Source organism: Pseudomonas sp. ChxA, assembly GCF_030263855.1.
Lineage (GTDB): Bacteria > Pseudomonadota > Gammaproteobacteria > Pseudomonadales > Pseudomonadaceae > Aquipseudomonas > Aquipseudomonas fluorescens_CB.
The window spans coordinates 5,576,924-5,601,364 of sequence record NZ_JARPMK010000001.1 but is presented as its reverse complement, the minus strand read 5'-3'; the positions used below and the strand labels follow the sequence as shown (position 1 = coordinate 5,601,364).

25 protein-coding genes, 1 tRNA gene and 1 riboswitch are annotated in these 24,441 nt (G+C 61.2%); of the genes, 6 read left to right on the top strand and 20 right to left on the bottom strand.

Features of this window, described 5'->3' with window-relative positions; genetic code table 11:
• Positions 1–40: 40 nt before the first annotated feature.
• From P5706_RS25265 to P5706_RS25250, 4 genes are all read right to left on the bottom strand, one after another.
• A complete protein-coding gene (locus tag P5706_RS25265; protein ID WP_285682525.1) occupies positions 41–373 on the bottom strand; it encodes a hypothetical protein in 333 nt (110 codons plus the stop codon).
• Positions 374–458: 85 nt separating this feature from the next.
• Positions 459–869 (bottom strand): type II toxin-antitoxin system HicB family antitoxin, encoded by a 411-nt coding sequence (locus tag P5706_RS25260; protein WP_285682523.1) that lies wholly within the window; start codon positions 867–869, stop codon positions 459–461.
• A 22-nt stretch (positions 870–891) separates the two neighbouring features.
• A complete protein-coding gene (locus P5706_RS25255; RefSeq protein ID WP_200430720.1) occupies positions 892–1,074 on the bottom strand; it encodes a type II toxin-antitoxin system HicA family toxin in 183 nt (60 codons plus the stop codon).
• 167 nt (positions 1,075–1,241) lie between these two features.
• Positions 1,242–2,135: a LysR family transcriptional regulator gene (locus tag P5706_RS25250; protein ID WP_200430719.1), complete on the bottom strand. Its 894-nt coding sequence runs from the start codon at positions 2,133–2,135 to the stop codon at positions 1,242–1,244.
• A 95-nt stretch (positions 2,136–2,230) separates the two neighbouring features.
• Here P5706_RS25250 and P5706_RS25245 point away from each other — a divergent pair, with 95 nt between their 5' ends.
• Positions 2,231–3,394, top strand: a complete 1,164-nt coding sequence (locus P5706_RS25245) for an MFS transporter (protein WP_285682521.1) — start codon at positions 2,231–2,233, stop codon at positions 3,392–3,394.
• Positions 3,391–4,590, top strand: coding sequence for an MFS transporter (locus P5706_RS25240; RefSeq protein WP_285682519.1), 1,200 nt, complete (start codon positions 3,391–3,393; stop codon positions 4,588–4,590). Before P5706_RS25245 ends, P5706_RS25240 begins: the two co-directional genes overlap by 4 nt.
• Here P5706_RS25240 and P5706_RS25235 read toward each other — a convergent pair.
• Together P5706_RS25235 and P5706_RS25230 are read right to left on the bottom strand one after the other, a co-directional pair.
• Complete coding sequence (locus P5706_RS25235; RefSeq protein WP_200430716.1) at positions 4,575–4,883, bottom strand: addiction module antidote protein; 309 nt, start codon at positions 4,881–4,883, stop codon at positions 4,575–4,577. The genes P5706_RS25240 and P5706_RS25235 overlap by 16 nt on opposite strands.
• Positions 4,884–4,885: 2 nt before the next feature.
• On the bottom strand, positions 4,886–5,179 hold the full coding sequence (locus P5706_RS25230; protein ID WP_200430715.1) for a type II toxin-antitoxin system RelE/ParE family toxin: 294 nt from the start codon (positions 5,177–5,179) through the stop codon (positions 4,886–4,888).
• A 464-nt stretch (positions 5,180–5,643) separates the two neighbouring features.
• Between P5706_RS25230 and P5706_RS25225 the strand changes: the two genes are divergently transcribed.
• Positions 5,644–5,883, top strand: coding sequence for a DUF6124 family protein (locus P5706_RS25225; protein WP_285682516.1), 240 nt, complete (start codon positions 5,644–5,646; stop codon positions 5,881–5,883).
• 194 nt (positions 5,884–6,077) lie between these two features.
• Here P5706_RS25225 and P5706_RS25220 read toward each other — a convergent pair.
• The 11 genes from P5706_RS25220 to P5706_RS25170 form a co-directional block, all read right to left on the bottom strand.
• A tRNA-Gly gene (locus P5706_RS25220) sits at positions 6,078–6,151 on the bottom strand.
• Between the two features lie 417 nt (positions 6,152–6,568).
• The gene (locus tag P5706_RS25215; RefSeq protein ID WP_200430713.1) at positions 6,569–7,453 is read right to left on the bottom strand and encodes an alpha/beta fold hydrolase; all 885 of its coding nucleotides are present in this window, start codon (positions 7,451–7,453) and stop codon (positions 6,569–6,571) included.
• A gap of 305 nt (positions 7,454–7,758) precedes the next feature.
• On the bottom strand, positions 7,759–8,451 hold the full coding sequence (locus tag P5706_RS25210; RefSeq protein ID WP_285682514.1) for a 16S rRNA pseudouridine(516) synthase: 693 nt from the start codon (positions 8,449–8,451) through the stop codon (positions 7,759–7,761).
• Positions 8,451–8,663, bottom strand: a complete 213-nt coding sequence (locus P5706_RS25205) for a cysteine-rich CWC family protein (RefSeq protein WP_017137305.1) — start codon at positions 8,661–8,663, stop codon at positions 8,451–8,453. The genes P5706_RS25210 and P5706_RS25205 overlap by 1 nt, the downstream gene beginning before the upstream one ends.
• A gap of 51 nt (positions 8,664–8,714) precedes the next feature.
• Positions 8,715–10,487 (bottom strand): allophanate hydrolase, encoded by a 1,773-nt coding sequence (gene atzF / locus P5706_RS25200; protein ID WP_285682511.1) that lies wholly within the window; start codon positions 10,485–10,487, stop codon positions 8,715–8,717.
• Between the two features lie 28 nt (positions 10,488–10,515).
• Positions 10,516–14,154: an urea carboxylase gene (gene uca / locus P5706_RS25195; RefSeq protein ID WP_285682509.1), complete on the bottom strand. Its 3,639-nt coding sequence runs from the start codon at positions 14,152–14,154 to the stop codon at positions 10,516–10,518.
• A gap of 241 nt (positions 14,155–14,395) precedes the next feature.
• Positions 14,396–15,025, bottom strand: coding sequence for an urea amidolyase associated protein UAAP2 (locus P5706_RS25190; RefSeq protein WP_285682507.1), 630 nt, complete (start codon positions 15,023–15,025; stop codon positions 14,396–14,398).
• Between the two features lie 9 nt (positions 15,026–15,034).
• Positions 15,035–15,760 (bottom strand): urea amidolyase associated protein UAAP1, encoded by a 726-nt coding sequence (locus P5706_RS25185; RefSeq protein ID WP_285682505.1) that lies wholly within the window; start codon positions 15,758–15,760, stop codon positions 15,035–15,037.
• The gene (locus P5706_RS25180; protein WP_285682503.1) at positions 15,757–16,521 is read right to left on the bottom strand and encodes an ABC transporter ATP-binding protein; all 765 of its coding nucleotides are present in this window, start codon (positions 16,519–16,521) and stop codon (positions 15,757–15,759) included. The genes P5706_RS25185 and P5706_RS25180 overlap by 4 nt, the downstream gene beginning before the upstream one ends.
• The gene (locus P5706_RS25175; protein WP_200430706.1) at positions 16,518–17,333 is read right to left on the bottom strand and encodes an ABC transporter permease; all 816 of its coding nucleotides are present in this window, start codon (positions 17,331–17,333) and stop codon (positions 16,518–16,520) included. The genes P5706_RS25180 and P5706_RS25175 overlap by 4 nt, the downstream gene beginning before the upstream one ends.
• Positions 17,334–17,345: 12 nt before the next feature.
• Positions 17,346–18,413 carry a putative urea ABC transporter substrate-binding protein gene (locus P5706_RS25170; RefSeq protein WP_200430705.1) on the bottom strand — a complete coding sequence of 356 codons (1,068 nt, stop codon included), beginning with the start codon at positions 18,411–18,413 and terminating at the stop codon, positions 17,346–17,348.
• A 60-nt stretch (positions 18,414–18,473) separates the two neighbouring features.
• A riboswitch (guanidine-I (ykkC/yxkD leader) is annotated at positions 18,474–18,577 on the bottom strand.
• A 313-nt stretch (positions 18,578–18,890) separates the two neighbouring features.
• On the opposite strand from P5706_RS25170, the gene P5706_RS25165 reads away from it, so the two are divergent.
• Positions 18,891–19,229 (top strand): hypothetical protein, encoded by a 339-nt coding sequence (locus P5706_RS25165; protein ID WP_200430704.1) that lies wholly within the window; start codon positions 18,891–18,893, stop codon positions 19,227–19,229.
• Positions 19,230–19,389: 160 nt separating this feature from the next.
• Positions 19,390–19,821 carry a DUF3757 domain-containing protein gene (locus tag P5706_RS25160; protein ID WP_200430703.1) on the top strand — a complete coding sequence of 144 codons (432 nt, stop codon included), beginning with the start codon at positions 19,390–19,392 and terminating at the stop codon, positions 19,819–19,821.
• A gap of 7 nt (positions 19,822–19,828) precedes the next feature.
• Here the strand turns inward: P5706_RS25160 and dspII are convergent, their stop codons facing one another.
• Positions 19,829–20,941 carry an enoyl-CoA hydratase/isomerase DspII gene (gene dspII, locus P5706_RS25155; RefSeq protein ID WP_285682500.1) on the bottom strand — a complete coding sequence of 371 codons (1,113 nt, stop codon included), beginning with the start codon at positions 20,939–20,941 and terminating at the stop codon, positions 19,829–19,831.
• 136 nt (positions 20,942–21,077) lie between these two features.
• On the opposite strand from dspII, the gene ung reads away from it, so the two are divergent.
• Complete coding sequence (gene ung, locus P5706_RS25150; protein WP_017137316.1) at positions 21,078–21,770, top strand: uracil-DNA glycosylase; 693 nt, start codon at positions 21,078–21,080, stop codon at positions 21,768–21,770.
• Positions 21,771–21,896: 126 nt separating this feature from the next.
• Here the strand turns inward: ung and P5706_RS25145 are convergent, their stop codons facing one another.
• Positions 21,897–22,934, bottom strand: a complete 1,038-nt coding sequence (locus P5706_RS25145) for an AbrB family transcriptional regulator (RefSeq protein ID WP_026013720.1) — start codon at positions 22,932–22,934, stop codon at positions 21,897–21,899.
• Positions 22,927–24,441, bottom strand: a complete 1,515-nt coding sequence (locus P5706_RS25140; protein ID WP_200430701.1) for a tripartite tricarboxylate transporter permease — start codon at positions 24,439–24,441, stop codon at positions 22,927–22,929. The genes P5706_RS25145 and P5706_RS25140 overlap by 8 nt, the downstream gene beginning before the upstream one ends.

The following is a 24,441-nucleotide window of genomic DNA, read 5'->3' as shown; positions in this document are numbered from 1 at the left end:
CTCGGAAACTGCGTTTCTTGCGGTCGAATTCTTAACGGATCTAGCCGTTCCAGTAAACCCAATTGGAGTAATACGGGTACCCATAGAGCCAGGAAATCCTATATAGGCCCATGAGTATCGAGATTTCCCCCATGGCAATTGACGAGACCACATTGAGCAGCGTGGTGACCAGGGCAAATGCCGTCACCCGTCGGCTGGCGTGGCGCCTGGCAAACCTTACGCCATACATTGACGCTGCAATCACACCCAGCGCCAGCAGCAGCCCGAGCGGAAACGGCAATCTCACAAACGAGACCATCAATGGCAGAACCACCACCCATCCCACCACTTGGCGCAGGATGGGTTTTTGCGTGTGTTGTTCAGGTTCAGGCATTGCAGTTATCCCGATCTCAGTACTGACGAACTGACATCATCTCGATAAGAGGGCGCCGCTGCAGTCAGACTTTACTGAGCTGGCGTTACCGATCCTGTTGCAACACCTTGAGCGCCGCGGAAGCCAGGAACCCCGACCGGCTTTTTTCTTCCGGGTGGCTGAGTACATAGTCATCGATGCGATTGAGCAGGTAACCCGGCAGGGTAATGTTGAGCTTCTGCGCCTTGCCCAGGTATTTGCTCACATCAATGTCGATCACAGCCCAGATGCAGCCGGCGTATTCGGGGTTGGCCGCGTGCAGGGTGACTTTTTGTGCAGGGGGAATCGGCGCGCCATCCTCTGCAAGGATTTCGAAGTGCCCTTCGATCGCTTCGCGGGCCATGGCCATGGCGTCGTCCAGGTCGTCGCCGGCGGAGTAGCAGCCAGGAATATCCGGCACCTCCACGCCCCAGGCGTTTTCCTGGTCACCGGTTGAAATTGCGATGGGGTAAAGCATGTCTATTGCCCTCCAGGGACGCTCAGCTCAGCAGCGCCTGTTTCAAAATGCTCTTGGCGGTCTTGTCCAACAGGTCTTTCTTTGGATGAGGAATCGTCACCACCCCCGGTTTTGTCGGGTGTTTGAAGTGGTGGTGACTGCCTCGGGTGCGCACCAGGTACCAGCCGTCCGCAACAATGTGACCTATCAAATATCGGCTATCCACATCACCTCCTTGTGGTGTGTGTTGGTGGTGACTATAACCACTGAAAATAGATTATCAACACTCTACCTACCGACGGCTGACGACCGGCGTTTCGGTGAGTGCTGAATGAAGTGTATGAGCCTTTGGAAACGCCGTCGTAGAGAGGTATTGCGGGGGTTTTCGAGGTGTTACTCGGTGTGTAAAGCCTGGGCGAGCACAGCGAGAAATGCGTCAGCCAACCGGCTTTTGCTGGCTGCAGGCGTCAGCACTAGCAGCTGCGCACAGGCATCCACCTCGACCATGGGTTTATAGGTGACGCCCTTGTTCATCAAGCTGCGGGTACATTCGGGCACCAACGCCACGCCCTGTCCGGCGGCCACCAAGGCAATGATCGAGGTGATCTGCCGACCGGTCGGCCCGGCACGCAGGGGCACGCCGTGGTGTCGGTACAACTGCTCGATCGACTGATTCAACCCCGACCCATAATCGGGCGGAAACAGAATCAGCGGGTACGCACTGAGCTGCGCCAGGCTCACCTGCGCCTGGCCGGCTAATGGGCTTTCACTGGAAACCGCCGCCCACAAGCGCTCCTCACCCAGCGACAGCGCTTGCACGGCCTGGCTGTGCGGCAACAGGCGACTCAGGCCGATATCCAGGCGCCCATCTGCCACCTGTGCGCCCAGGCTGCCGGAAGCGCATTCCACCAAGGTTAACTGCACATCGGGAAAACCCTGGGCGAAGGCCTGGATCGCCTGGCTGAACAGGTCCGACAGCGCGATCGAACTGACGTAACCCAAGGTCAGTTGCCCGGCGGTCCCGGCGGCCAATTTACCGGCGATTACCTGTGCCAGCTCCACGTGTTCCAACACGCCACGCGCATAGGGCAAGAACGCACGGCCCTGGGCGGTGAGGGAAACCGTGCGGCTGGTGCGATCAAACAATTTGAAGCCCAGCTCCGTTTCCAGCGCCGAGATCTGCCGGGTCAATGGCGGCTGGGCCAGGTGCAGGCGAAGGGCTGCGCGGCCGAAGTGCAGTTCTTCGGCGACCGTCAGAAAGTAACGCAGCTTGCGTAGGTCGAGCATCCTGATCCTTGGGTATTGATCGGTTCGAATTCGGTATTGGTTTAAGACCCGCAGGCCATTCTATAAAGACCTCACAAAATAAAACGAGAGGTTTCATGAAACCGCGCCTGCATTGTGCCCGCCTTGCCCTGTTCCTGTGTGGCTGCGCGGCGTTTCTCAACCTCTATGCCACCCAGAGCATCCTGACCACGTTCGCCACGCAGTTTCATATCAGCGCCAAGGCGGCGGGCTGGAGTATCACGGTCACCACCCTGGCGGTGGCGGTTACCGCGCCGTTTGTCAGCCGGCTGACCGCGCGTTTCGAGCAGCGCACGGTCATCGCCGTGGCCGCGCTATTGCTGGCGGTGCCCGCGTTGATGACCGCCTACGCCGGCAGCTTTGCCGAAGTGCTGGTGTGGCGCTTTGTGGAAGGCATGTTGATCCCGGTGGTATTTGCCACCAGTGTGGCTTACATCGGCGACCGATGGCGCGGCGCCACGGTGACCGAAGTCACCAGCCTCTATGTGGCGGGCACCGTGCTGGGCGGGTTCGCCGGGCGCTTCGTCACCGGCGTGATGACCGAATATGTCGGCTGGCGCGAGGCCTTTGAATTGTTGGCCGTATTGAGCTTGATGGTCGGTGGGTTCATTCAGTTTTTGCTGCCCGATAACCCGCCGCGAGTCGCACCAGTTAAGGCTTCTTCGTCAGGCGTTTTTCGCAAGCCATTGGTGGCTGCCTACGCCGTAGGGTTTTGTGTGTTGTTCTCCCAGGTTGCGGCATTTACCTACGCGGGCCTCTACCTTGGCCTACCGCCTTTCAACCTCGGGCCTGCGGCCTTGGGCACGCTGTACATGGTGTTCCTGCTGGCCTTGATCGTGATCCCGATCGCCGGCCGCCTCAGCAAAGCCCGGCCCCACGCCGAGCTGCTGGCTGTTGCCGCGATGCTTGGCATCGGTGGCTCGGCGCTGACTCTCGCGCCGTCGCTATGGTGCATCGTCGTGGGGCTGGCGCTTAGTTCCACCGGCGTGTTTCTCGCCCAGGCCGCCGCCAACGCGTTCATCAGCGCCACTGCGCAGGGCAACAAGGCGGGTGCCGTAGGTGTTTACCTCACGTGTTATTACCTGGGCGGCAGTTGTGGTGCCATCGTCCCCGCCTTGATGTGGGAGCGCTGGGGCTGGGCTGGGTGTGTAGCGCTGATTATCGGCTTTCAACTGCTGACGTTGTTGATCGCCCTGACGGGCTGGAAGCTTCTTAAACCTGAGTTGATTCAAGCCTCATGACTGACACCATCGCTGTGCCTGCCCGCGAAACCTCTACCCGCCGCCGCTCGTTGATCGCCGGCTGCGGCGCCCATGCCGTACACGATGGCCTCACGGATGTGATCTACGTGCTGCTGCCGATCTGGCAGGCGCAGTTCGCTCTTTCCTACGCGCAGATCGGACTGTTGCGCGGTGCCTATTCCGGGATGATGGCCGTGTTCCAACTGATGGCCAGCCGCGCCGCCCGGCGCTGGGGGCGCATGCCGATGTTGGTAGGCGGCACCGCGTTGGCGGGCGTTGCGTACTTATTGGTGGGGCAAGCCACTGGGCTGAGCCTGTTGCTATTGGCGCTGTTGCTTGGTGGTTTGGGCGCCAGCACCCAACATCCGCTGGCGTCCTCGATGATCACCGAGGCATACGAGGACGGCGGTGGGGTCAAGCAGGCGCTGTCCCACTACAACTTTTCCGGCGATATCGGCAAAACCCTGATCCCGGGGTTGGTCGGCTTGCTGCTCACCGTCATCAATTGGCGCGCCAGTGCCACACTGTTGGGTTTGCTCGGTCTGGCGGCGGCGGGGTTGTTGCGGTGGCTGGTGCCTGCGCAAATAGCTGAAACCGCTTCTGCAAAAAAAACCAAACCCCTCAGCGGAACCGGTTCTATCAGCGGCCTGCGAGCACTGATGCTTACCGGCACCCTCGACAGCGCCGTGCGCATGGGCTTTCTCACCTTCCTGCCGTTTCTGCTGCAAGCCAAGGGCGCGGGAACTGCCGGCATCGGCCTGGCGTTGACGCTGCTGTTTATCGGTGGAGCGTTCGGCAAATTGCTCTGCGGCTACCTCGGTGCCCGCATTGGCATGCTGAAAACCGTATGGCTGACGGAAACCAGCACGGCGCTGCTGATCATTGCCGCCGTGTACCTGCCGCTGAATGGCCTGATGGTGATGCTGCCGCTGTTGGGCCTGATGCTCAATGGCACTTCTTCAGTGCTGTATGGCGCCGTGCCGGACCTGGCGGCGGCGGGTAAACGCGAGCAAGCGTTTGCAGTGTTCTACACCGGCACAATCGGCGGCGGCGCGCTGGCGCCGGTGGTGTTTGGGGGTGTCGGCGATGCACTGGGCGTGCCGGTGGCGGTGATAATACTGGCGGGCATGTTGTTGGTGACATTGCCGCTGGCGTGTGTGGTGCAGCGGGGGTGTGCGCCTCAGGCAATCGAGTGATTGCTGGAGTGTCCAGGCCGAGCCAACAGATCAATGCCAAGTGAGTGCAGCACCTTCAGAACCGTTTCAAAACGCGGTTTGGCGCCTGGGGCAAATGCCTTGTACAAGCTCTCGCGCCCTACGCCCGCCTCAGTGGCGATCTTTGTCATGCCACGGGCTTTGGCTACGTAGCCTACTGCGCGAAGGAACTCCTCGTTGTCACCGTCAGCCAGCACCTGAGATAGGTATTCGCTGATGGCTTCATCACTGTCGAGCAGCTCGGCCATATCAAATGTCGTCAGTGTTTGAGTCATGCTCAAACCTCCTTTGCTAATTGCTTTGCCCGCCGGATATCGGCCTCTTGTGAAGACTTGTCGCCACCTGCCAGCAAGATGACGACCTCCCTGCCGCGCAGGGTGAAATAAACGCGATAACCCGCACCAACGTCTATCCGCATCTCTGAAATACCGCCGCCCAGCATTTTGAAATCACCCAGGTTTCCCACACTGGCTCGCTCGATACGTCGAGCAATGGTGATTTTTGCTCGCAGATCGCGGATTGCCGAGCACCAGTGAGTGAAGGCTTGGGTTTGCTGGATCGAATAACGCACGGGGCCTCACAGAGTTTCACTGTATCTACTTGGATACGGGTTGGCAAGCGACATGACTGTGTCGAAGGCTGGGGAGAGTGATGCGAGGGCGTGCCGGTTTCAAACCTTCTTCAGGGTTTTCCTATTGCCAGAATTTACGGTCTGAAGGAGAACGGTACAGCGGTCTTGAATGTTGCGTTATAGCCTACACAACACTCAGAATCGTCTGAGTTGTACGCCTTGGACGAGCGCTTTAAGGTTCGTTTGCCGCTGCCCATCAGCGGTCGGGTTTAGTAGCTCGATTTGATCAACGGCGTATGGCTGTCCTATCAGTCAGGCATTTCGATGTCTGTTCTCAATGGTGGCTGTACGCAGGGCACTTTCGGGTGCGCCGGTTTCGTTGATCCGCCGGTCTACTAACCTGCATACAGCCGCCACCCATTGTTTAGTAGCTCTGGAAGGTGGTCCTTACCGAGGATCAACAGATGTGTACTGACTCCTGTAACCCAACCGCGACCCTGTTCAGCGTTCGCCCTGAAGCCAACACCGAAGCCTTGCTCGCCAACGCCTACGAAACCATTGCTGGCGCGGGTGCCATGACCACCGAGTTCGCCGAAAGCCTGCCTTCTCAGTATCGCTACCTGGCCTTGGCCATTCAGCAAATGATCGAACTGGGGCTGATGCTGGTAGAAGCGGCGCAAGACCGCGTGGACCGCGCCGCATAGGTCTTTCACACCCTGCAACAGGCTTGCCTTCCCAGGCCGCACATACCAAGGGGAAGGGGAGCCAGATACCCTGCATAGGAACAGGTCGCTCACGCATGAAGCCAAATTTAGAACATAAAAAAACCGGCCACCAAGGGCCGGTTTTTTTATGCATCTCCCGCCAGAATCAACCTGACGCAAGACCAAAATCTGAGTGGAGCGGGTAGAGGGAATCGAACCCTCGTCGGAAGCTTGGGAAGCTACTGTTCTACCATTAAACTATACCCGCTCAGAGCGGCTGACTTTGTACCAGATGTTCGCCGGGATTTGAAGTTTTTCTTCGAAAAATGTGTGAGTTGCGCTCATCAAGTTTTTGTGGGAACTGGCTTGCCTGCGATTGCCCTAGGTATCTACACAATCGGTTAACACGAAGTCTGCGGCAGGTGGGCTGTTGTGGCGAGCAGGCTTGTCCTGCGTTGGGCTGCGAAGCGGCCCCAAACCCAGACGCTGAGTTCTTTCAGGAAAATTGCAGTGCCTTTACCGGGGGCTGCTTCGCAGCCCAACGCAGGACAAGCCTGCTCGCCACAGAAGAAATTGCCTTCAACAGTTGTGTAGGTACCTAGGCTGCGATTGCATCACCTGAGTGTGACTGACACACCACGGCGCCTGCATCGCGGGCAAGCCCGGCTCCCACATAAGCCGCCTTTCAAATCGCAAACGCATGCTGCGTCTGGCCCTGATGATAACGCAACCGACTCACCTGGCGTTCTGGTTTCAGAAAGCCCACCACCGCATCCCGGCTGTCCCGGCAGGCCGCCTTGTGTTCCATGTCCAGAAAATGCCCGGTCGCCTGGATGGTGCTGAAGCTGCTGTTGGCCACGTGCTGGCCAAACAGCTTGGCATCCTCGGCGCTGGTGTACTCATCCCATTCGCCATTCAAAAACAGCACCGGAATGTCGATCTGCCTGGCGGCTTTGAGGTAGCACAGCCGGTCGCTGTTGAGCACGTGGCTGATGTGGAAGTGCATCTGCCCGTATTCATGCTCGGCCAGGCCGCTCACATGCTTGTAGTTGAAGCGCTTGAACAGTGACGGCAGGTGTTTGCCAATGGTGCTGTTGACCAGGTGGCCGACGCTGTGGCGATCGAGGTTGCCGAGGTAGTCGACGCCGCGTTCGAGGTAGTCGCGCATGGGCGTATTGATCACCGGCGAGAACGAGCTGATCACGGCCTTTTCCACCCGGCGTGGCCGGTGGGCGAGGGCGACCAGGGCCGCGGCGCCGCCCCAGGAGAACGACAGCACGTGTTCGGCGCCGAAGTGCTCGATGAGTTCCAGCAGGATCTGGCCTTCGACTTCCTTGGTCAGCATGTGCTCATGACGGTTATGGATTTTGGAGCGGCCAGCGTAGGGCTGGTCGTACAAAACCACATTGAACTGCGGGTACAGGCTTTTCACGGTTTGAGCGAAGGATGCCGTGGTGGCCATGGAGCCATTGACCAGGATGATGGTCTTTGCAGCAACGTCCGCGCGATAGAACTCCGTGTAAACCCGATACTGACCCTGTATATCCAACACAGCGATTTCTGGCCTCATGTCGTAAGACTCCTGGCAAGCGGGTAGGGCGCGCAGATCACTCTGCACGAGCTTTATGACAGGTAGGCATACGCCTGGAAAATGAGGCCCATGTCGGTCCGAATACGACTGGCCGACGGCTGTTGTTATGGCGGGCTGTTTGCCTGGGAGGCCCGTAGATCAAGCGCGGGCGGGGCAAGGTGTTTCTTGGAGGTTATGGGGGCGACTCGCCAGTCATAATTTGGCTGACGTCTTGATTCAAGCAGCACAGGCGCCAGCTCGCAAGGCGCCAAGCTGGTTTTTTGCCATCACCGGCCGAACGGTCGTCAGACCTGTCGGATTTCTTCGTCGGTCAGTTCCCGATATTCACCCGGCGCAAGGGCGGCATCCAGCACCAAAGGCCCCATCCTCTCACGGTGCAAGCCAATCACTTTGTTATCAAAGTGCCCGAACATGCGCTTCACCTGGTGGTAGCGGCCTTCGATGATGCTCAGGCGAGCAGTTCTTGAGCCGAGTAGTTCAAGTTCGGCGGGTTGAGTGGTGAGATCTTCAAAGGCGAAATACAGGCCAGCAGCAAAGGTCACGGCATACTCAGGACCAATGTCCTGCTCGGTTTCAACGAGGTAAACCTTGGGCAGTTTGGTCTGGGGTTGGGTCAGGCGCCGCGACCATTGGCCGTCGTTGGTGATCAGCATCAGCCCGGTGGTGTTGAAATCCAGACGGCCGGCGATGTGCAACTCATGCTTGTCCGGTTCATCCAGCCAATCAAGCACGGTGGGGTGCACCGGATCGGCGGTAGCGCTCACGCAGCCTTGGGGTTTGTGCAGCATGAAATAACGCGCCGGTTTGCCGGCTTGCAGTACCTCATCATCGACACACACGCGGCTGAACTCTCGCACTTCATGGTGGGGATCGCTGACGGCCAGGCCATCGACCGTCACCCGTCGCTCAACCAGCAGCACACGCACTTGCTTACGATTGAAACGCGGCAGGTTGCTGAGGAAACGATCAACGCGCATTACGGCTGTTCAGCCCCACGCAACTGCGCATCCACCTGCGCACAGCGTGGGCACAGGCAGGCCTTATTGCGCAGTTCATCGGGCAGCGCTTCGAGTACCGCCGGGTCGATGGTGACGCTGTAGCACCAACAGGCTTGGTCGGCGGTGCGTGGGTCGGCCAGGGTGCAGTCGTTGCGGGCACCGCAGGCCGGGCAAAGGGTGGGTGTGGTCATGTCAGTTCGGGCTGTATCGCGCAATTCCCTGCACGATACAGCGCCGCCCCGCTATTGCAAGCTACGCAGGTAGCCGCGCCAGCCGCCGAAGTGGCTGATGTCCACGGCGCCGGTCAAGCCATAGGGCTCGCAGATGAAGCCGGTTTCCCAACGCCCATCGGCCAGTTGCACCTTGCCCAGGCCCAACGGTGCGGGGATACCGGTGAGGAAGGAGCCCAATTCGCGGCTCGGCAGCTCCCACACTTCCACCTCGATGGCCACACCGCCTTCGCTCACCCGCAGCATGCCGGGGCGATAAGGCGGCCCACCGGCCAGCGCGAACAGTTGATAGTCGGCCGAGCTGTGGGTGCGCTCCAGCAGGCGCGCGCCACGCCGCACTAATTGGCCGTTAAGCGCCAGCCCCTGCAGGTGCGCGCCGCACACCACCAGCCGCGTGAAGTCATGACCCGCGTTACCGACAGGCACAGGCAGCGACGTATCGTGCTGGCGCTGCAGCGCATCCGCCACACCCAGCAGGTATTGGTCGGTAAATGCCCGGCCAAACAGCGTCACGCCCCAAGGCAAACTGTTGCGCATAAAGCCGCTGGGCACGGCGACGGCGGCGTAATCCAGCAGGTTCATAAAGTTGGTGTAGTAGCCCAATTCGGCATTGCGCAGCACTGGCTCGGCGCGCAGTTCTTCCAGCGTCACCGGGCGGCCGATGGTGGGCGTCAGTACGCAGTCGAGTCCTTCGAGCAAACCATCGCACTGCGCTTTCAAGGCTTGCAGGCGGTACTGGGCGCGAAAGGTCTGCACGCCGTTGACCGCAGGCGCTTTGGCCAGCACCGCACGAATCACCGGCAGCACGGCCTCGGGGTTCTGCTCCAGCAGCTCACCGGCCACGCTGTAGCGTTCGGCTACCCACGGCCCTTCGTAGAGCAGGCGCGCGGCTTCCAGGAACGGCGACAGGTCCAGCGTCACCGGCTCGCCACCCAGCGCCGTCAAGCGGTCGATGGCCTGCGCAAACAACTGCGGGCCTTGCTCGCAGCCGAAGTACTCCAGGTCCTGCTCGCGCGGCACGCCAAAGCGAAATGCGCGGGGTGCGCCGAACGCCGACGCATCATTCCACGCCGGGTTCGCTCGGCTGTACGCATCCAACGGATCTAGCCTGGCGGTCAGCGCCAGTAACTGGCTGGCCTCGCGCGCGGTGCGGGTAAAGGTGGTGACGCAATCCTGCGTACGGCACGCCGGCACCACGCCAGCTGTGGAGATCAAGCCTTTGCTCGCCTTGAGCCCCACCAGGTTATTCAGCGCCGCCGGCACCCGCCCGGAACCAGCGGTGTCGGTGCCCAGGGCAAAACTCGCGACACCCAAAGCGACGGCCAGCGACGACCCGGCGCTGGAGCCGCCCGACGGATACTCCGGCAATACGCTGTTGGGGCACGCGCCATACGGCGAGCGGCTGCCATTGAGGCCGGTGGCGAACTGGTCGAGGTTGGTCTTGCCCACTGGCACCGCACCCAGGGCGATCAACTGCTCGACAATGGTCGCGCTGCGTTGCGGCACATAGGCAAACGCCGGGCACGCGGCGGTGGTGGGAATGCGGGCTAAATCGATGTTGTCCTTGATCGCAAACGGCACGCCGAACAATGGTAATTGGGCTGGGTCGCGCGCGTCCAATGCGGCCAGGTAGGGCTCCAATTCCGCTTCGGTCAGCAGGTGGATGAACAGGTGATAATCGGGGTTCAAGTGTGCGGCTTTTTCGCGCAGGTGCAGCAGCACTTCACGGGGCGTGGTGTCGCCGCTCAGGTAGGCATTGCGCAGGTTGTCCAATTGCAGGTTCATGGCTTGTCCGCCTGTAGAAATAGAAGAGTCAGTCACGTTCGAGCACCACCACCCGTTGCCCCGCGCCGATGCCGCTGCCGGGTTGCACGGGGATCTCGCGCACGGTGCCGGCGAACGGCGCGACCACTGGGATTTCCATTTTCATCGACTCCAGAATCACCAGCACATCGCCAGCCAAAACCTGCTCACCCGCAGCCACCTGGACTTGCCAGAGGTTGCCGGCGATAGGGCTGTCGACACTGATTTGGTTGGCCTGCAACGGCGTGTCTGCACCTTGTGGTGCCGCGAGTTCTTCGCTGTCGAAATGCGCCTGGCCGCTGGCGATCCAGCGTTCACGCTCGGCATTGAAGGCGTGCTGCTGATGCTCACGAAACGCACCAATGCTTGCGGCTTCGCGAGCGAGGAAACCCTGATACTCCGCGAGGTTCAACTGGCTGTGTTCGATGCTTAACTCAAAACGCCCGAGCGGAAAATCGCGCCGGATCTGCACCAGCTCATCAGCCGTCACCGGGTAAAACCGGATCTGGTCAAAGAACCGCAATAACCACGGCTTGCCATCAAACGCCGCGACTTCCCGGTAGCGGTTCCACATCTGCAAGGTGCGGCCCACAAACTGATAACCGCCTGGGCCTTCCATGCCGTACACGCACAAATAAGCGCCGCCAATGCCCACCGAATTCTCGGCGGTCCAGGTGCGCGCCGGGTTGTATTTGGTGGTCACCAGACGGTGGCGCGGGTCCAGCGGTGTGGCCACCGGGGCACCGAGGTAAACGTCACCCAGGCCCATTACCAGGTAGCTGGCATCGAACACCGTGTGGCGCACTTCGTCGAGGTTGGCCAGGTCGTTGATGCGGCGGATGAACTCCAGGTTGCTCGGGCACCACGGCGCGTCCTTGCGCACGGTGGTCATGTACTTTTCGATTGCCAGTTGGCACGCCGGGTCGTCCCACGACAGCGGCAAGTGCACGATGCGTGAGGGCACTTGCAGGTTGGGGGTGGCGCACACGGCAGCCCATTGCGTGGTGATCAGCACCAGCAAGTCGGCCAGCGGCAGTTGTTCGGGTTGGTAGTGGATTTGCAGGGAACGGATGCCTGGGGTCAGGTCGATGACACCCGGCAGAGCGAGAGTTTCCAGAGCTTGCATCAACGCGTGGGCACGAAAGCGCAGCACCAGGTCCAGCTCGGGGGCGCCGATTTCCAGCAGCAGATGAGTGTCGCCAGCGAGGCGGGCGATGAGCCGGGTGTCGCCTTCACCGACCTCCAACACTACAGGCGACCCGATCTTAAGTGGGCCACGGTCGATGTGGGAGCCGGGCTTGCCCGCGATGGCATCAATGTGGTCTGCCTGAGGTACCGAGTTGTCTGGATCGCAGGCACGCCAGCTCCCACATTGATCCCATTTCAGGGCGAGGTCGCGGGCGGTTTTGAGGTTCACCGGTTCGAACCGCAGCTTGTCACCCGCCTTGAGTTGCCCCAATTGCCAAAGGTCCGCCTCAATCACCGTCACCGGGCACACAAAACCGCCCAGGCTCGGCCCATCCGGCCCCAGGATCACCGGCATGTCGCCGGTAAAATCCACCGCGCCGATGGCATAGGGGTTGTCATGGATATTCGACGGATGCAGCCCCGCTTCGCCACCGTCCGTGCGCGCCCACAAAGGTTTCGGCCCGATCAACCGCACGCCGGTGCGGCTGGAGTTGAAGTGCACTTCCCATTGGGTCGCGAAGAAGGTGTCGATGTAGTCAGGCTGGAAGTATTCCGGCGCGCCGTGCGGGCCATAAATCACCCGTAGCGTACGCACCGCAGGCAGTGGTTGCGCAATCAACTGTTGCCCGGCGCCGACGTCTGTCAGTGGCAGTAAGTGCAACACATCGCCAGCCCGTAAAGCGCGCCCGGCGTGCCCGCCGAACTGGCCGAGGGTGAAGGTGCTTTTGCTGCCCAGGTAGTCCGGCACTTGCAACCCGCCGCGCAAGCACAGATAGCTGCGCGAACCGGCACCGATGATGCTGCCAAGGCTTAACACCGAGCCTGCTTCAACCCGCAACGCGATGTTCATCGGCACCGGCTGGTCATTCAGCAACAGCGTAATGGCTGCACCGGTAACGGCGACAACCGCCGCGCAATTGAAGCGCAACAGCGGCCCATTCATGGTGATTTCCAGCGCCGCCGCACCGTCGTCATTGCCCAGCAGGCGATTGCCCAGACGCAGCGCGCGGCTGTCCATCGGCCCGGAGGGCGGCACGCCGACGGCCCAGTAGCCGATGCGACCAGGATAGTCTTGCACACTGGTTTGGGTGCCGGCGCTGAGCACTTCGAAAGTGCTGGCGCTGTAGACCAGGCCTTCCAGGCAACGCGTCCACGGGCGGCCGCTGGCAAACGGCGTGGCCAGCAGGATTTGGCGCAGGTAGTCGCGGTTGGTTTCCACGCCGTAGAGCTGGCTGTCACTCAAGGCCTGATGCAGATTCAGACGCGCCTGTTCGCGGGTCGGCGCCCAGCTGATGAGTTTGGCGATCATCGGGTCGAAGTAAGGCGGGATCTCGCAACCGGCTTGCACCCAGGTGTCGATTCGCAAACCTTCAGCCGTCGGGAAGTCCACACGGGTCAACAGGCCTGGGCTCGGCTGGAAGTCCTTGCCCGGGTCTTCCGCATACAGCCGCGCCTGAATCGCGTGGCCCTGAGGGTGCAGCTTCAATTCGCTCAACGCAGGTAATTCACCCGCCGCCAATTGCACCATCCAGCGCACCAGGTCGACGCCCCAGACTTGTTCGGTGACGCCGTGTTCGACCTGCAGGCGCGTGTTCACTTCGAGGAAGTAGAAGCGGCCATCAGCGCTGTCAAAGATAAATTCCACGGTACCGGCGCTGCGGTAATTGACCGCCTTGGCCAGGGTGATGGCCGCCGTGCACAAGGCCTCGGCCATGCCGTCGGGCAGGTTCGGCGCAGGTGTTTCTTCGAGGACTTTCTGGTTGCGCCGTTGCACGGAACAGTCGCGCACGCCAAGGGCGATGACTTCGCCCAAACCGTCGCCGAACACCTGCACTTCCAGGTGGCGGGCGTGCTCGATGTATTTCTCGATAAACACACCGGCATCGCTGAAGTTGTTTTGCCCCAGGCGTTTGACCGCTTCAAAGGACTCACTCAGCTCTGTCGCATTGCGGCACACACGCATGCCGATGCCACCGCCGCCTGCGGTGCTTTTGAGCATGACCGGATAGCCCACGGTTTCGGCCGCCAGCAACGCTGTATCGAGGCTGTCGAGCAGCTCGGTGCCTTCCAATAATGGAATTTGATGGTGTTTGGCCAAGGCCCGCGCGGTGTGCTTGAGGCCGAATACGCGCAGCTGTTCGGGTGTTGGACCGACGAAGGCAATCCCTGCATTTTCACAGGCTTGGGCAAAGGCGGCGTTTTCTGAGAGAAAACCGTAACCAGGATGAATCGCCTTGGCGCCACAGGCCTTGGCGGTGGCGAGGATTTTTTCGACTGCCAGGTAGGTCGCCGCCGCTGCGCCTTCGCCGAGGCTGTAGGCTTCGTCGGCTTGCTGGATATGCAGGCTGGCTGCGTCGGCTTCGGCGTATACGGCGATGCCTTTGACGTGCAGCTCGCGCAAGGTGCGCAGGATGCGACAGGCGATGGCGCCACGGTTGGCGATCAAGAGTTTTTCGAACATGGCAAAACCCTGCGGGCCGTCCCGCAAAGTGAGGGAGCACTGCGGTCGTCCGCAGTGCATGTGGTGAGTGTGGGAGCCGGGCTTGCCCGCGATGGCGGTGGGGCAGACAGCTTATCTGTTGGCTGATAGACCGCTATCGCAGGCAAGCCAGCTCCCACAGTTGATCGCTAGGGTTTTCGGATGCATTGCCCGGCTCGGGCTTGGCACAGGGCGAAGAGCCAACGGCGCAGGTTTTTCATTTTCAGTTCCATACCAGTAACTCCGCAGGGGTAGGGTTGTAGCCGTTGCATGGGTTGTTCAGTTGCGGGCAGTTGGAGATCAGCACGATCACGTCCATCTCTGCGCGCAGGTCGACGTACTTGCCGGGCGCGGAAATGCCGTCTTCAAAGGTCAGCCCGCCGTCGGCGGTGACTGGCACATTCATGAAGAAATTGATGTTCGGCCCGATGTCGCCTTTACCCAGGCGGCCGTCGTGGGCGCAGGCGCGCAGGTAGTTGTCGCGGCAGCTGTGCATGTAGCGTTTTTCCAGGGCGTAGCGCACGGTGTTGCTCTCTTGGGCGCAGGCGCCGCCGAGGGTGTCGTGGCGCCCGCAAGTGTCATCGACGATGGTCAGCATCGGCTGGCCAAGGTTGGAATACAGCACGCTGCCGGTGCCCAGGTACACGCGGTTTTGCCGACGCAAGGTGCGCTGTACGTCGTAGCGTTCCTTGGGGTTTTTGCGGCTGTAGAACAGCGTGTCGACAGCCTGGTTGCCCTCCAGGTCGAGGATGCGCAGGGTCTGGCCGGCCTTGACCTCCATAAGCCACGGTTCGCCGGCGGGAATGGTGGCGCGGTACACGGCTGCCTCGGGTTGTTTCAGTGCGATAGACATGGCAGCTCCTCAGGCGAACAGGCGGTCGGTGTTGGTAAAGCCGCGCTCGTTTTCCGGGCGCGAAGTGCGGCAGTGTTCCGCCACGCTTGGGCCTGCGTTCATCCAGCTGAGTTTCAGCGGTTGCGGCGCGTAGTTCGGGTTGGTGTCCATCGGGTGTTGCAGCGCGGTCAGCACCACCAGTGTGTCCATCGGCGCGTAGAGTTCGATGTAGTCGCCGGCTTTGGAATTGCCCGGTACAAAGTGCAGGCCGCCGGCTTCGTCAACGCTGACTCGGCTGAACAGATTGAGGGTCATCAACAGGTCGCAAAGCCCCAGTCCCCACTTGCCCAATTCCACCAACAGGTTGTCGGTGCCGTTGCGGAAGAAGCCGTTGCGCAGTTCCTGATAACGGCCGTGGCCGTACTTTTCAGCGACCTCGGCGGCGCACAGCACGCCGCCGATGCTGTCACTCCAGCCGCAGGTGTCGGCGGTGATGGCGGCCAGTACGCGGCCCATGTCCGAGTACAGGCAGTGGCCGCGGGTGAGCTTGGCGGTGTGTTGGCATTTGAGGCTGTCGGGCAGGTTCAGGCGCTCGGTTTTTTCGTTGGCATTGAGCAAGGTCAGGCTGACGTTGGCGCCGCCGCGAATATCTGTGAGGCGCAGCAGTTGGCCGCGCTTGAGCACAAAGGAGCGGTGGCCGCCGCCGGGTAGCATTTCTTCGGCGAAGGGTGGGAATAGTTGAATGGAATCGGTCATTTGCAAGTCGCTCCAAGTTCGGCGGCCAGCGCTCTGCGGCGCTCGCTGTTCAAAGGGATGTCATAGGTGATGCGCGCGCCAAAGGCGCCGGGGGCGTGGGGGTCGACGCGGACTTTGTCGAACACCAGCAAGCGTGTGCCGAGGCTGAAGCCTTCGCTGAGGTCGTGGGTGACCATGAACACCGTCAGCCGGGTTTCGCGCCACAGCGCCAGCAATAGCTGATGCATGTCTTTGCGAATGCCCGGGTCGAGGGCGCCGAAGGGTTCGTCCAGCAGCAACACGCGGGGTTTCATGATCAGGGCCTGGGCGATGGCCAGGCGTTGTTGCATGCCGCCGGAGAGCTGCGCCGGGTATTTGTCCAGTGCGTGGCCGAGGCCGACTTTTTGCAGCAGGGCGGTGGCCTGTTCGCGTGCCTCTTGTTTGGCTTTGCCGAACAGTCGACCCAGCAAGCGTGAGCGCGGCAGTTCCAGGCCCAGCGCAACGTTGTCCAGCACAGTCAAATGCGCGAACACCGAGTAACGCTGGAACACTACGCCACGGCTGGCATCCGGCTCGGCGGCAAGTGGTTGGCCGTCCAGCAGGATCTGGCCTTTGCTCGCGGTTTCCTGGCCGAGCAACAAGCGCAGGAAGGTCGATTTGCCGCAACCGGAGGTGCCCACCAAGGTGCAAAATTCACCCTCATTGACGTGCAGGTTGAGCCCTTCGAGCACCACTTGGTCGCCATAGCGCTGCCATACATTGTTGACGCTGATAAAGCTCATGCCCGCGCTCCTTCGTACCAGGGGAACGCACGCCGCGTGAGGGTTTTGAGGCCCCAGTCCATCAGCCAGGCGAGCAGGGTGATCCACACCACGTAGGGCAAGATCACGTCCATCGCCAGGTAGCGGCGCACCAGGAAGATCCGGTAGCCGAGGCCGTCGGTGGAGGCGATAGCTTCGGCGGCGATCAAAAACAACCACGCCGAACCGAGCATCAGCCGCAGCGAGATCAGCAAGCGCGGCAACAATTGCGGCAGCACCACGCGCAGCATCAAGGTCCAGGTGGACGCGCCGAGGGTCTGCGCCTTGACCAGCAGCTCCACGGGGATTTCCCGCGCGCGTTGCTCCAAGTCACGGGCCAGCGCCGGGGTGATACCGATGACGATCAGCATCACCTTGGACAGTTCGCCCAGGCCGAACACGATGAACAGAATCGGCAATATCGCCAAAGGCGGCACCATCGACAGCACCGTGAGCAGGGGCGACAACGGCGCGCCAAACAGCGGCAGCGTACCGGCGGCAATCCCCAGGCACAGGCCGGCGAGGGCGCTGATGCCTAAGCCGATCGCCAGGCGGCGCAGGCTGGAGGCGCTGTCTTGCCATAGCACGTATTCACCGGTGCGCGTATCGGCGCTGAACGCCAGGCGTTTAACCGCGTCGCCCATCTGCATGGCGCTGGGCAGCAGTTTGTCGTTGGGGTTATCCGCCAGGCGCTCGGCCGAGCCTACAAAGTAGGCGAATAGCAGCAGGGCGAACGGCAGCAGCACCAACAGCAGGCGGCTGGAGCGTTCCGGGTGACGGTTGATCAGGCGCATGGCCGGGTCCTCTTACAGCGTGCCGTCGGCGGCCATCTGCACGTAGCTGGGGTCGAAATGCAGCTTGAGGTTGGCGGTGTCGCCGCTGGTGATGCCATTGGCGAAGCTCATGCCCACGGCGCTGGTGTCCTTGGCCCCTTCGCCGAGCAGGCCGTGTTCAAACGAGAACTCGGCGACCTTGCGCATAGTCGCGGGCAATTGCGCGCTGGTAGCAAAGGCCAGGGCTTCCTTGGGCGTGGCAAACAGCTTGGTGGTGTCCAGTTGCGCCTGGAACCCCTTGAGGTCGGTGCCCGAGGCCTTGGCCATATGCTCAAGCGCCGCGGTGCTGGCGGCGTTTTTGGCGTTCATCAGCGCGACCACTTCAAACCACGCGCCGGTCAGCGCTTTGCCCAGGGCCGGGTTGTCTTTGAGGGTTTGGGTGTTGACCACCATCATGTCCATGATTTCGCCGGGCACTTTGCTGGAGTCGAACACTTGGGTGACGCCCGGTTTGGCCTTGATCTCGGAGAGCATCGGGTTCCAGGTGGTCACGGCTTGCACCTGGTCGGTGTTGAAGGCGGCGGCGATGTCGGCGTCGGAGGTGTTGACGACTTTGAGGTCTTTTTCGGTGAGGTCGGCCGACTCCAGCGCGCGGGCCAGCAGGTAGTGGGAGACCGAGAGTTCCACCAGGTTGACGTTCATGCCTTTGAGGTCGGCCACGGTCTTGCCGGTGCCCTTGATCACCACGCCATCGTTGCCATTGGAGAAGTCGCTGACCACCAGCGCAGTGCTGTCCACACCACCGGCGGCGGGAATGGTCAGGGCGTCCATGTTGGTCATGGTGCAGCCGTCGAACTGGCCGGCGGTGTATTGGTTGATGGACTCGACATAGTCATTGAGCTGCACCATGTCGATCTTGATGCCGTACTTCTTGGCCCACTTGTCGAGGATGCCTTGGCTGCCGGCGTATTCCCACGGCATCCAGCCTGCATAGATCGTCCAGCACACACTGAAGTGGTCTTTGGCAGCAGCTTGGGTTTGAAAGCTCAGCACGGCGGCGAAGGCGGCGGCGAGCAGGGCGGGTAAACGGATTGCGGGCATGGGGCTTCTCCAGTTGAACATGGGCGAGCAGGAGCAACGCGGCACCGTGAACGGTGGCTTGTCTCCCGGGCTTTTATCCCGCCGTGTAACCTCAACTGGAGGTCGCCAACTCTCGGACCAGCCACTCGCTTTTCAAGCGAGCCGGAACCCTAGTCGGCCATTGCAAATTGTGGTGCCGCGAACCTGTGATGAATCCTGCACAGGCTTGCTAAAGCGAGAGTCGTGCCAAGTGGTCGGCGGGCCTGTAGCGCGAGGGGTTGCAGCGAGGTGGTAGTTGGCTGGGGCACTGACGTGCGTTGTGCTGGTGCGCTGTCGCACTGCAATGAAGCGTTCAGTTCGTCCGAAACAGGTATTTCAAACTGTGTCAAAAACGCACCAGATTCGGTTTTTGATGTCAGATATTTCGTCATTCATTGAAAGACGAATGCCGCCCTTCAGCGTCGCTGGAGGTGCTCCCCAGCGGTCCAGGAGGCCGCCATGTATCGACGACTGCTGCTTAGCGCTTTATTTGGCCTGACCCTTTCTGCGTGTGTGCCCTATTACGATGGCGGTGCCACTTACTACCGCTCCGAGGTCTACACCGCACCGGCGCCCGCTTATTACTACGGCGGCCCCACCTACCTGTACGGGCGCGGCTACTACGCGCCACCGCCGCGCTATTACTCGGCCCCGCGTTATTACCAGCCGGCGCCACGTTATTACCCAAGGCCCGGCTACCGGCCTTACCCGAACCAGGGCTGGGGAGGCGGGCATTGGGGCAATGGCGGGCCGGGCCGGGGCGGCGATCATGGCGGTGGCCGGGGAGGCCATCGATAACGGGCAATGACTTCAAGCGGCGCGCCAAGCGCCGCTTTTTTATGGCTACCGTTCATCGGTACTGTCAGAATTAACAGCTATCTTCGGGCTTTCAGTTGTACTTCGCTGTAGGTGCGCCGTTGTGCGTTCACCTGGTATCAGTGGGTTAATGGAACGTCTTATGATCAAGCGATTGATATGTTTATTGTGTGTGATGGCCACGGGTATCGTGCAGGCCCATGCAGGTCAGGGCTGCCCTTATGCCTCTTCGGTCAGGTACGCAGATGGTCATTTTCAAGCCGTTAATGGGGAGGCGCTCTGGCGGAGCCCCGAGGTCGGCTTAAGTGATTTCGCCGACCGTTTTGTGGGCGCACTTTTCACGCCGGGCAAAGGCCAGGCGCGGGAAAACGGCTTCCTGGAAAAGTGTGTATACCGCATGGGCAACGGTGAGGTGGTAGCGTTGCGGTACGGCGTGCCGGGAGAACTCAATAGCATGTCGCTGACCTCCACCTCGTATTGGCAAGCCACCCTTGACGCGTTAGGGCAGCCTGTCTTTATCTGCCAGGACAGCCAGCCGGACAATTGCTCATTTACGGTCGGGCGGCTGAATTGATTGCCTGTCAATAGTCGGACAAGTCTGCCAGCGGGTGCCTGCCTTCCCAGGCCTTGGCGAAGTGCGCCTGCACCACAGCGTCCGGCACGCTGTTGACATCCGGCCAGTGCCAATGGGGCTGCTGGTCCTTGTCGATCAAGCGCGCCCGCACACCCTCGCTGAACTCCGGGTGACGGCAGCAATTGAGGCTCAGGGTGTATTCCATCTGAAACACCTCGGCCAAGGACAGGTGCCGCGCCCGCTGGATCTGCTCCCACACCAAATGAGCGGTCAGCGGGCAGCCTTCACTGAGGTTTTTGCCGGCGCGGCTGAACAGCGGGTCGGCATGCTCGCGTAACAGGCTCAAGGCACGCCAGGCGCAGCACACATCACCCACATCCAGCCACTCATCGATCTGCGCACGGCGTGGCAGCCATTGTGCTTCGGGTTGCTGGCCGACGGCTTCCTGGGCGAGCGCCTTGAGCAGGCTGTTGAGTTGCATCGTGGTTTGTTCCTGCCAGTTCAGTTGCAGCAGGCCATCTATCAACGCTTCCTGCTGGTCATCACCCAGGAAACGGTCGGCCAGGCCCAGGTCCAACGCATCACGGCCGTTGATATGGGCGCCGGTGAGGCCAAGAAATACCCCCAGCTTGCCCGGCAACCGCGACAGGAACCAACTGGCCCCCACGTCGGGGTACAACCCTATGCTGATCTCGGGCATGGCCAGGCGGCTGCTCGGTGTGACGATGCGCACCGAAGCGCTCTGCAGCAGGCCCATACCACCGCCGAGCACATAGCCGTGGCCCCAACAGATCAGCGGTTTGGGGTAGGTGTGCAGACGGTAGTCGAGGCGGTATTCAGCGGCAAAGAACTGCGCGGCCAGGGTTGGCACGACGCCGGGCTGCTCACGGCAAGCCTGGGCGAGGCTGCGGACTTCGCCACCGGCGCAAAAGGCTTTGGGCCCATTGCCGCGCAGCAGCACACACACGATATTCGGGTCTTTGGCCCAGGCTTCCAGGCGTTCGTCCAAGGCCAGGATCATGGGCAGGGACAGCGCGTTGAGGGATTTTTCCGCGTCCAGGCTGGCGATGCCGAGGCGGGCACCGTCGCTGCCGGTCAGCTCTTCGAAGTGCAGGTTCATTGTGACCTCAATCGAGACAGTGAGAGATCAGTATGATCGCTCCGTGGGAAAGTGCCGATGATGTGTCAGATCAATTGACAAGCGGGGTCGGCTTTCCTAGGGTTCGCCCATTCTTTTTTTACACGATGAACAGACCATGACCGAAGGCGACCGTATCAAACTCGAACCCAGCTGGAAACACGCCCTGCGGGATGAGTTCGACAAGCCCTACATGGCCGAACTGCGCGAGTTCCTGCGCCAGGAACATGCCGCCGGCAAAGAGATTTACCCGCCTGGCCCGTTGATTTTCAACGCGCTCAACTCAACGCCGCTGGACAAGGTCAAGGTGGTGATCCTCGGCCAAGACCCGTACCACGGCCCCGGCCAGGCTCATGGCCTATGCTTCTCGGTACAACCGGGCGTGCCGACGCCGCCGTCGCTGGTCAATATCTACAAAGAACTCAAGCGCGACCTGAACATCGACATCCCCAACCACGGCTGCCTGCAAAGCTGGGCTGACCAGGGCGTGCTGATGCTCAACACGACCATGACCGTGGAGCGCGCGAATGCCAATGCCCACGCGGGCAAGGGCTGGCAGTTCTTTACTGATCGTGTGATCGAAGTGGTCAGCGAGCACCAGCCGCACCTGGTGTTCCTGTTGTGGGGCGCTCATGCGCAAGGCAAGCAAAAGCTGGTGGATGCCACCAAGCACTTGGTGCTGACGTCGGTGCACCCGTCGCCGTTGTCGGCGTATCGCGGGTTTTTGGGGTGTGGGCACTTCGGCCGTACCAACAAGTTTCTTGAGCAGAATGGCGAGACGCCGATTGAGTGGCGATTGCCGCCAGCCTAAAGGTCAACCGCAACCCAATGTGGGAGCTGGCTTGCCTGCGATGACGGTCTGTCAGCCGATACATTTATTGACTGAACCACCGCTATCGCAGGCAAGCCAGCTCCCACATTGGCATTTTGTGAAGGCTTAGATTTTTTCCGGCTGACGGTTCCAGTGCCTGAACAACGGCTCGGCCAAAAACAGCACAAACAACAAACGCATTACCTGCATCGCCGTTACCAAAGGCACCGACAGTTGCAAGGTCTCGGCGGTGAGGCTCATTTCGGCAATGCCGCCCGGCATCATGCCCAGGGTGAGTGAGCGCAAGTCCAGCTGCGTCAGCGCGCTCAAGCCCACCGCCGCCAATGTCGCAAGTGCCATGGTCAAGGCGGTGCCGATCAAGGTACGGCCCATAAACGACGGCGCACGGCGGAAGAACTGACGGTTGAAGTGGCAGCCCAGGCCGCTGCCGATCAGCCATTGGCCGATCTGGCTGCCGCCGTCCGGCAGGCCGTAATGCAAGTCCCAGACAACACTGGCCGTCGCGCTGACCAACAGCGGCCCGAACAGCCACGGGTTGGGCTGACGTAAACGCTGCCAGCCCCAGGCTACCAACGCGCCCAACGGAAACAGCAGCGCCAGCCAACCCCAACTCACTGGCGCCGGATGAAACTGCGGCGTGCCGCCTTCGAGCAAGTACTTGAAGATCGCCGGCACACACAGCACCACCACCAGCACCCGCAGGCTCTGGCCCGCCGCGACGCGGCTGAGCACTGCGCCATTGCGGGCGCCGAGGTTGACCATTTCACCGGAACCGCCCGGCATGCTGGAGAAAAACGCGGTGGCGCGGTCTTCACCGCTGCGGCGCATCAACCACACACCGACCACGCTCGACAGGCTGGTGATCAACGCACCGAAGAAAATCAGGCCGAAGTGGCTCATCACTTGCTCGATCACCACCGGCGTGAAGTGCAGGCCGATGCCGATGCCTACCACCCATTGGCCACATTTGCGCCCGCCGGGAATCTCCGCCAACTGCCACGGCGTGAGGCAACGCACCAGGATAATCGCCAGCAACGAGCCGACCATATACGGCAAAGGCCAGCCGACGAGGCTGGCCAGGTAACCGCCGGCCAGGCCGACCAGCGGTGTTGCCCACCATTGTTTAAAGGTGACCTCAGACATCGGCCAGGGCACGACGCTGTTGGGCACGTTTACGCCAGATACGCAGCAGCGGTACGAACAACATGATTGCCGTCAGTACCCACACGCCAAAGGTGATCGGGCTGGACCAGAGAATCTCCAGCGCACCGTTGGAGATCGACAGCGCGCGGCGCAGGTTCTGCTCCATCAGGCCGCCGAGGATAAAGCCCAGCAGCACTGGCGACAGCGGGAAGTCGAGCTTGCGCAGGATGTAACCGAAGATGCCGATGCCGACCATCAGGAACAGGTCGAAGGTGGTGGCGTGAACCGCGTACACACCGATTGCGGTGATGATGGCGATGATTGGCACCAGCGCCCAGTTCGGCACGGCGAGGATGCGCGTGAAGATGCGGATCATCGGGATGTTGAGGATCACCAGCATGACGTTGGCGATAAACAACGACGCGATCAGGCCCCAGACAATGTCCGGTTGCTGTTGAAACAGCAGTGGGCCAGGGGTGATGTTGTACAGCGACAGCGCGCCGATCATCACCGCCGTGGTGCCCGAGCCGGGTACACCGAGGGTCAGCATGGGGACCAGAGCGCCACAAGCGGCCGCGCCGATCGCGGTTTCCGGTGCAGCCAGACCGCGCTTGTCACCTTTACCGAATTCGCCCGAGGCACCGGCGATGCGCTTCTCGGTCATGTAGGCCACGGCACTGGCCAAGGTCGCGCCGGCACCCGGCAAGACACCCATGATAAAGCCGAGCACGCCGCAACGAATGTTCACGACAAACACCGATGCGGCTTCCTTGACGTTGAACATCATGCGCCCAGTGGCTTTCACGGCTTCCTGGCCACGGTGGGTTTTTTCCAGCAGCAACAGGATTTCGCTGATGGAGAACAGGCCCAGTACCAACACCACAAACTGGATGCCGTCGGTGAGGTGGATGTTGTCGCCGGTGAAACGGTACACGCCGCTGTTGGCATCGATGCCGACGGCAGAGAGGAACAGGCCGATCAGCGCTGCAACAAACGTCTTCAGCGGTTTGTCACCGGCCATGCCGCCCAGGCAGACAATCGCGAACACCATCAGGACGAAATATTCCGCCGGGCCGAACGCAATCGCCCATTTGGCCAACAGCGGCGCAAACAGCACCATGCCGCAGGTGGCGATAAACGCGCCGATGAACGAGCTCCATGCCGACAGCGACAACGCCACACCGGCCAGGCCTTTGCGGGCCATCGGGTAGCCGTCGAGGGTGGTCATTACGGTAGACGCTTCGCCCGGGATGTTGAGCAGGATCGAGCTGATACGGCCGCCGTATTCGCAGCCCAGGTACACGGCTGCCAGCAGGATCAGCGCCGATTCCGGCGGCAGGCCCAACGCGAACGCGATGGGGATCAACAAGGCCACGCCGTTGATCGGGCCCAGGCCCGGCAACAGGCCGACCACAGTGCCGATCAAGGTGCCGCACAACGCGGTCACCAGGTTGTAAGGGGTCAGTGCAACGCCGAAGCCCTGGCCCAAATAGCTGAACGTATCCAT

Coding starts and splice junctions, on each gene's coding strand:
- P5706_RS25265 (WP_285682525.1), bottom strand. CDS start 373: ATGCCTGAACCTGAACAACACACGCAAAAACCCATCCTGCGCCAAGTG.
- P5706_RS25260 (WP_285682523.1), bottom strand. CDS start 869: ATGCTTTACCCCATCGCAATTTCAACCGGTGACCAGGAAAACGCCTGG.
- P5706_RS25250 (WP_200430719.1), bottom strand. CDS start 2,135: ATGCTCGACCTACGCAAGCTGCGTTACTTTCTGACGGTCGCCGAAGAA.
- P5706_RS25245 (WP_285682521.1), top strand. CDS start 2,231: ATGAAACCGCGCCTGCATTGTGCCCGCCTTGCCCTGTTCCTGTGTGGC.
- P5706_RS25240 (WP_285682519.1), top strand. CDS start 3,391: ATGACTGACACCATCGCTGTGCCTGCCCGCGAAACCTCTACCCGCCGC.
- P5706_RS25235 (WP_200430716.1), bottom strand. CDS start 4,883: ATGACTCAAACACTGACGACATTTGATATGGCCGAGCTGCTCGACAGT.
- P5706_RS25225 (WP_285682516.1), top strand. CDS start 5,644: ATGTGTACTGACTCCTGTAACCCAACCGCGACCCTGTTCAGCGTTCGC.
- P5706_RS25215 (WP_200430713.1), bottom strand. CDS start 7,453: ATGAGGCCAGAAATCGCTGTGTTGGATATACAGGGTCAGTATCGGGTT.
- P5706_RS25210 (WP_285682514.1), bottom strand. CDS start 8,451: ATGCGCGTTGATCGTTTCCTCAGCAACCTGCCGCGTTTCAATCGTAAG.
- P5706_RS25205 (WP_017137305.1), bottom strand. CDS start 8,663: ATGACCACACCCACCCTTTGCCCGGCCTGCGGTGCCCGCAACGACTGC.
- atzF (WP_285682511.1), bottom strand. CDS start 10,487: ATGAACCTGCAATTGGACAACCTGCGCAATGCCTACCTGAGCGGCGAC.
- uca (WP_285682509.1), bottom strand. CDS start 14,154: ATGTTCGAAAAACTCTTGATCGCCAACCGTGGCGCCATCGCCTGTCGC.
- P5706_RS25190 (WP_285682507.1), bottom strand. CDS start 15,025: ATGTCTATCGCACTGAAACAACCCGAGGCAGCCGTGTACCGCGCCACC.
- P5706_RS25185 (WP_285682505.1), bottom strand. CDS start 15,760: ATGACCGATTCCATTCAACTATTCCCACCCTTCGCCGAAGAAATGCTA.
- P5706_RS25180 (WP_285682503.1), bottom strand. CDS start 16,521: ATGAGCTTTATCAGCGTCAACAATGTATGGCAGCGCTATGGCGACCAA.
- P5706_RS25175 (WP_200430706.1), bottom strand. CDS start 17,333: ATGCGCCTGATCAACCGTCACCCGGAACGCTCCAGCCGCCTGCTGTTG.
- P5706_RS25170 (WP_200430705.1), bottom strand. CDS start 18,413: ATGCCCGCAATCCGTTTACCCGCCCTGCTCGCCGCCGCCTTCGCCGCC.
- P5706_RS25165 (WP_200430704.1), top strand. CDS start 18,891: ATGTATCGACGACTGCTGCTTAGCGCTTTATTTGGCCTGACCCTTTCT.
- P5706_RS25160 (WP_200430703.1), top strand. CDS start 19,390: ATGATCAAGCGATTGATATGTTTATTGTGTGTGATGGCCACGGGTATC.
- dspII (WP_285682500.1), bottom strand. CDS start 20,941: ATGAACCTGCACTTCGAAGAGCTGACCGGCAGCGACGGTGCCCGCCTC.
- ung (WP_017137316.1), top strand. CDS start 21,078: ATGACCGAAGGCGACCGTATCAAACTCGAACCCAGCTGGAAACACGCC.
- P5706_RS25145 (WP_026013720.1), bottom strand. CDS start 22,934: ATGTCTGAGGTCACCTTTAAACAATGGTGGGCAACACCGCTGGTCGGC.
- P5706_RS25140 (WP_200430701.1), bottom strand. CDS start 24,441: ATGGATACGTTCAGCTATTTGGGCCAGGGCTTCGGCGTTGCACTGACC.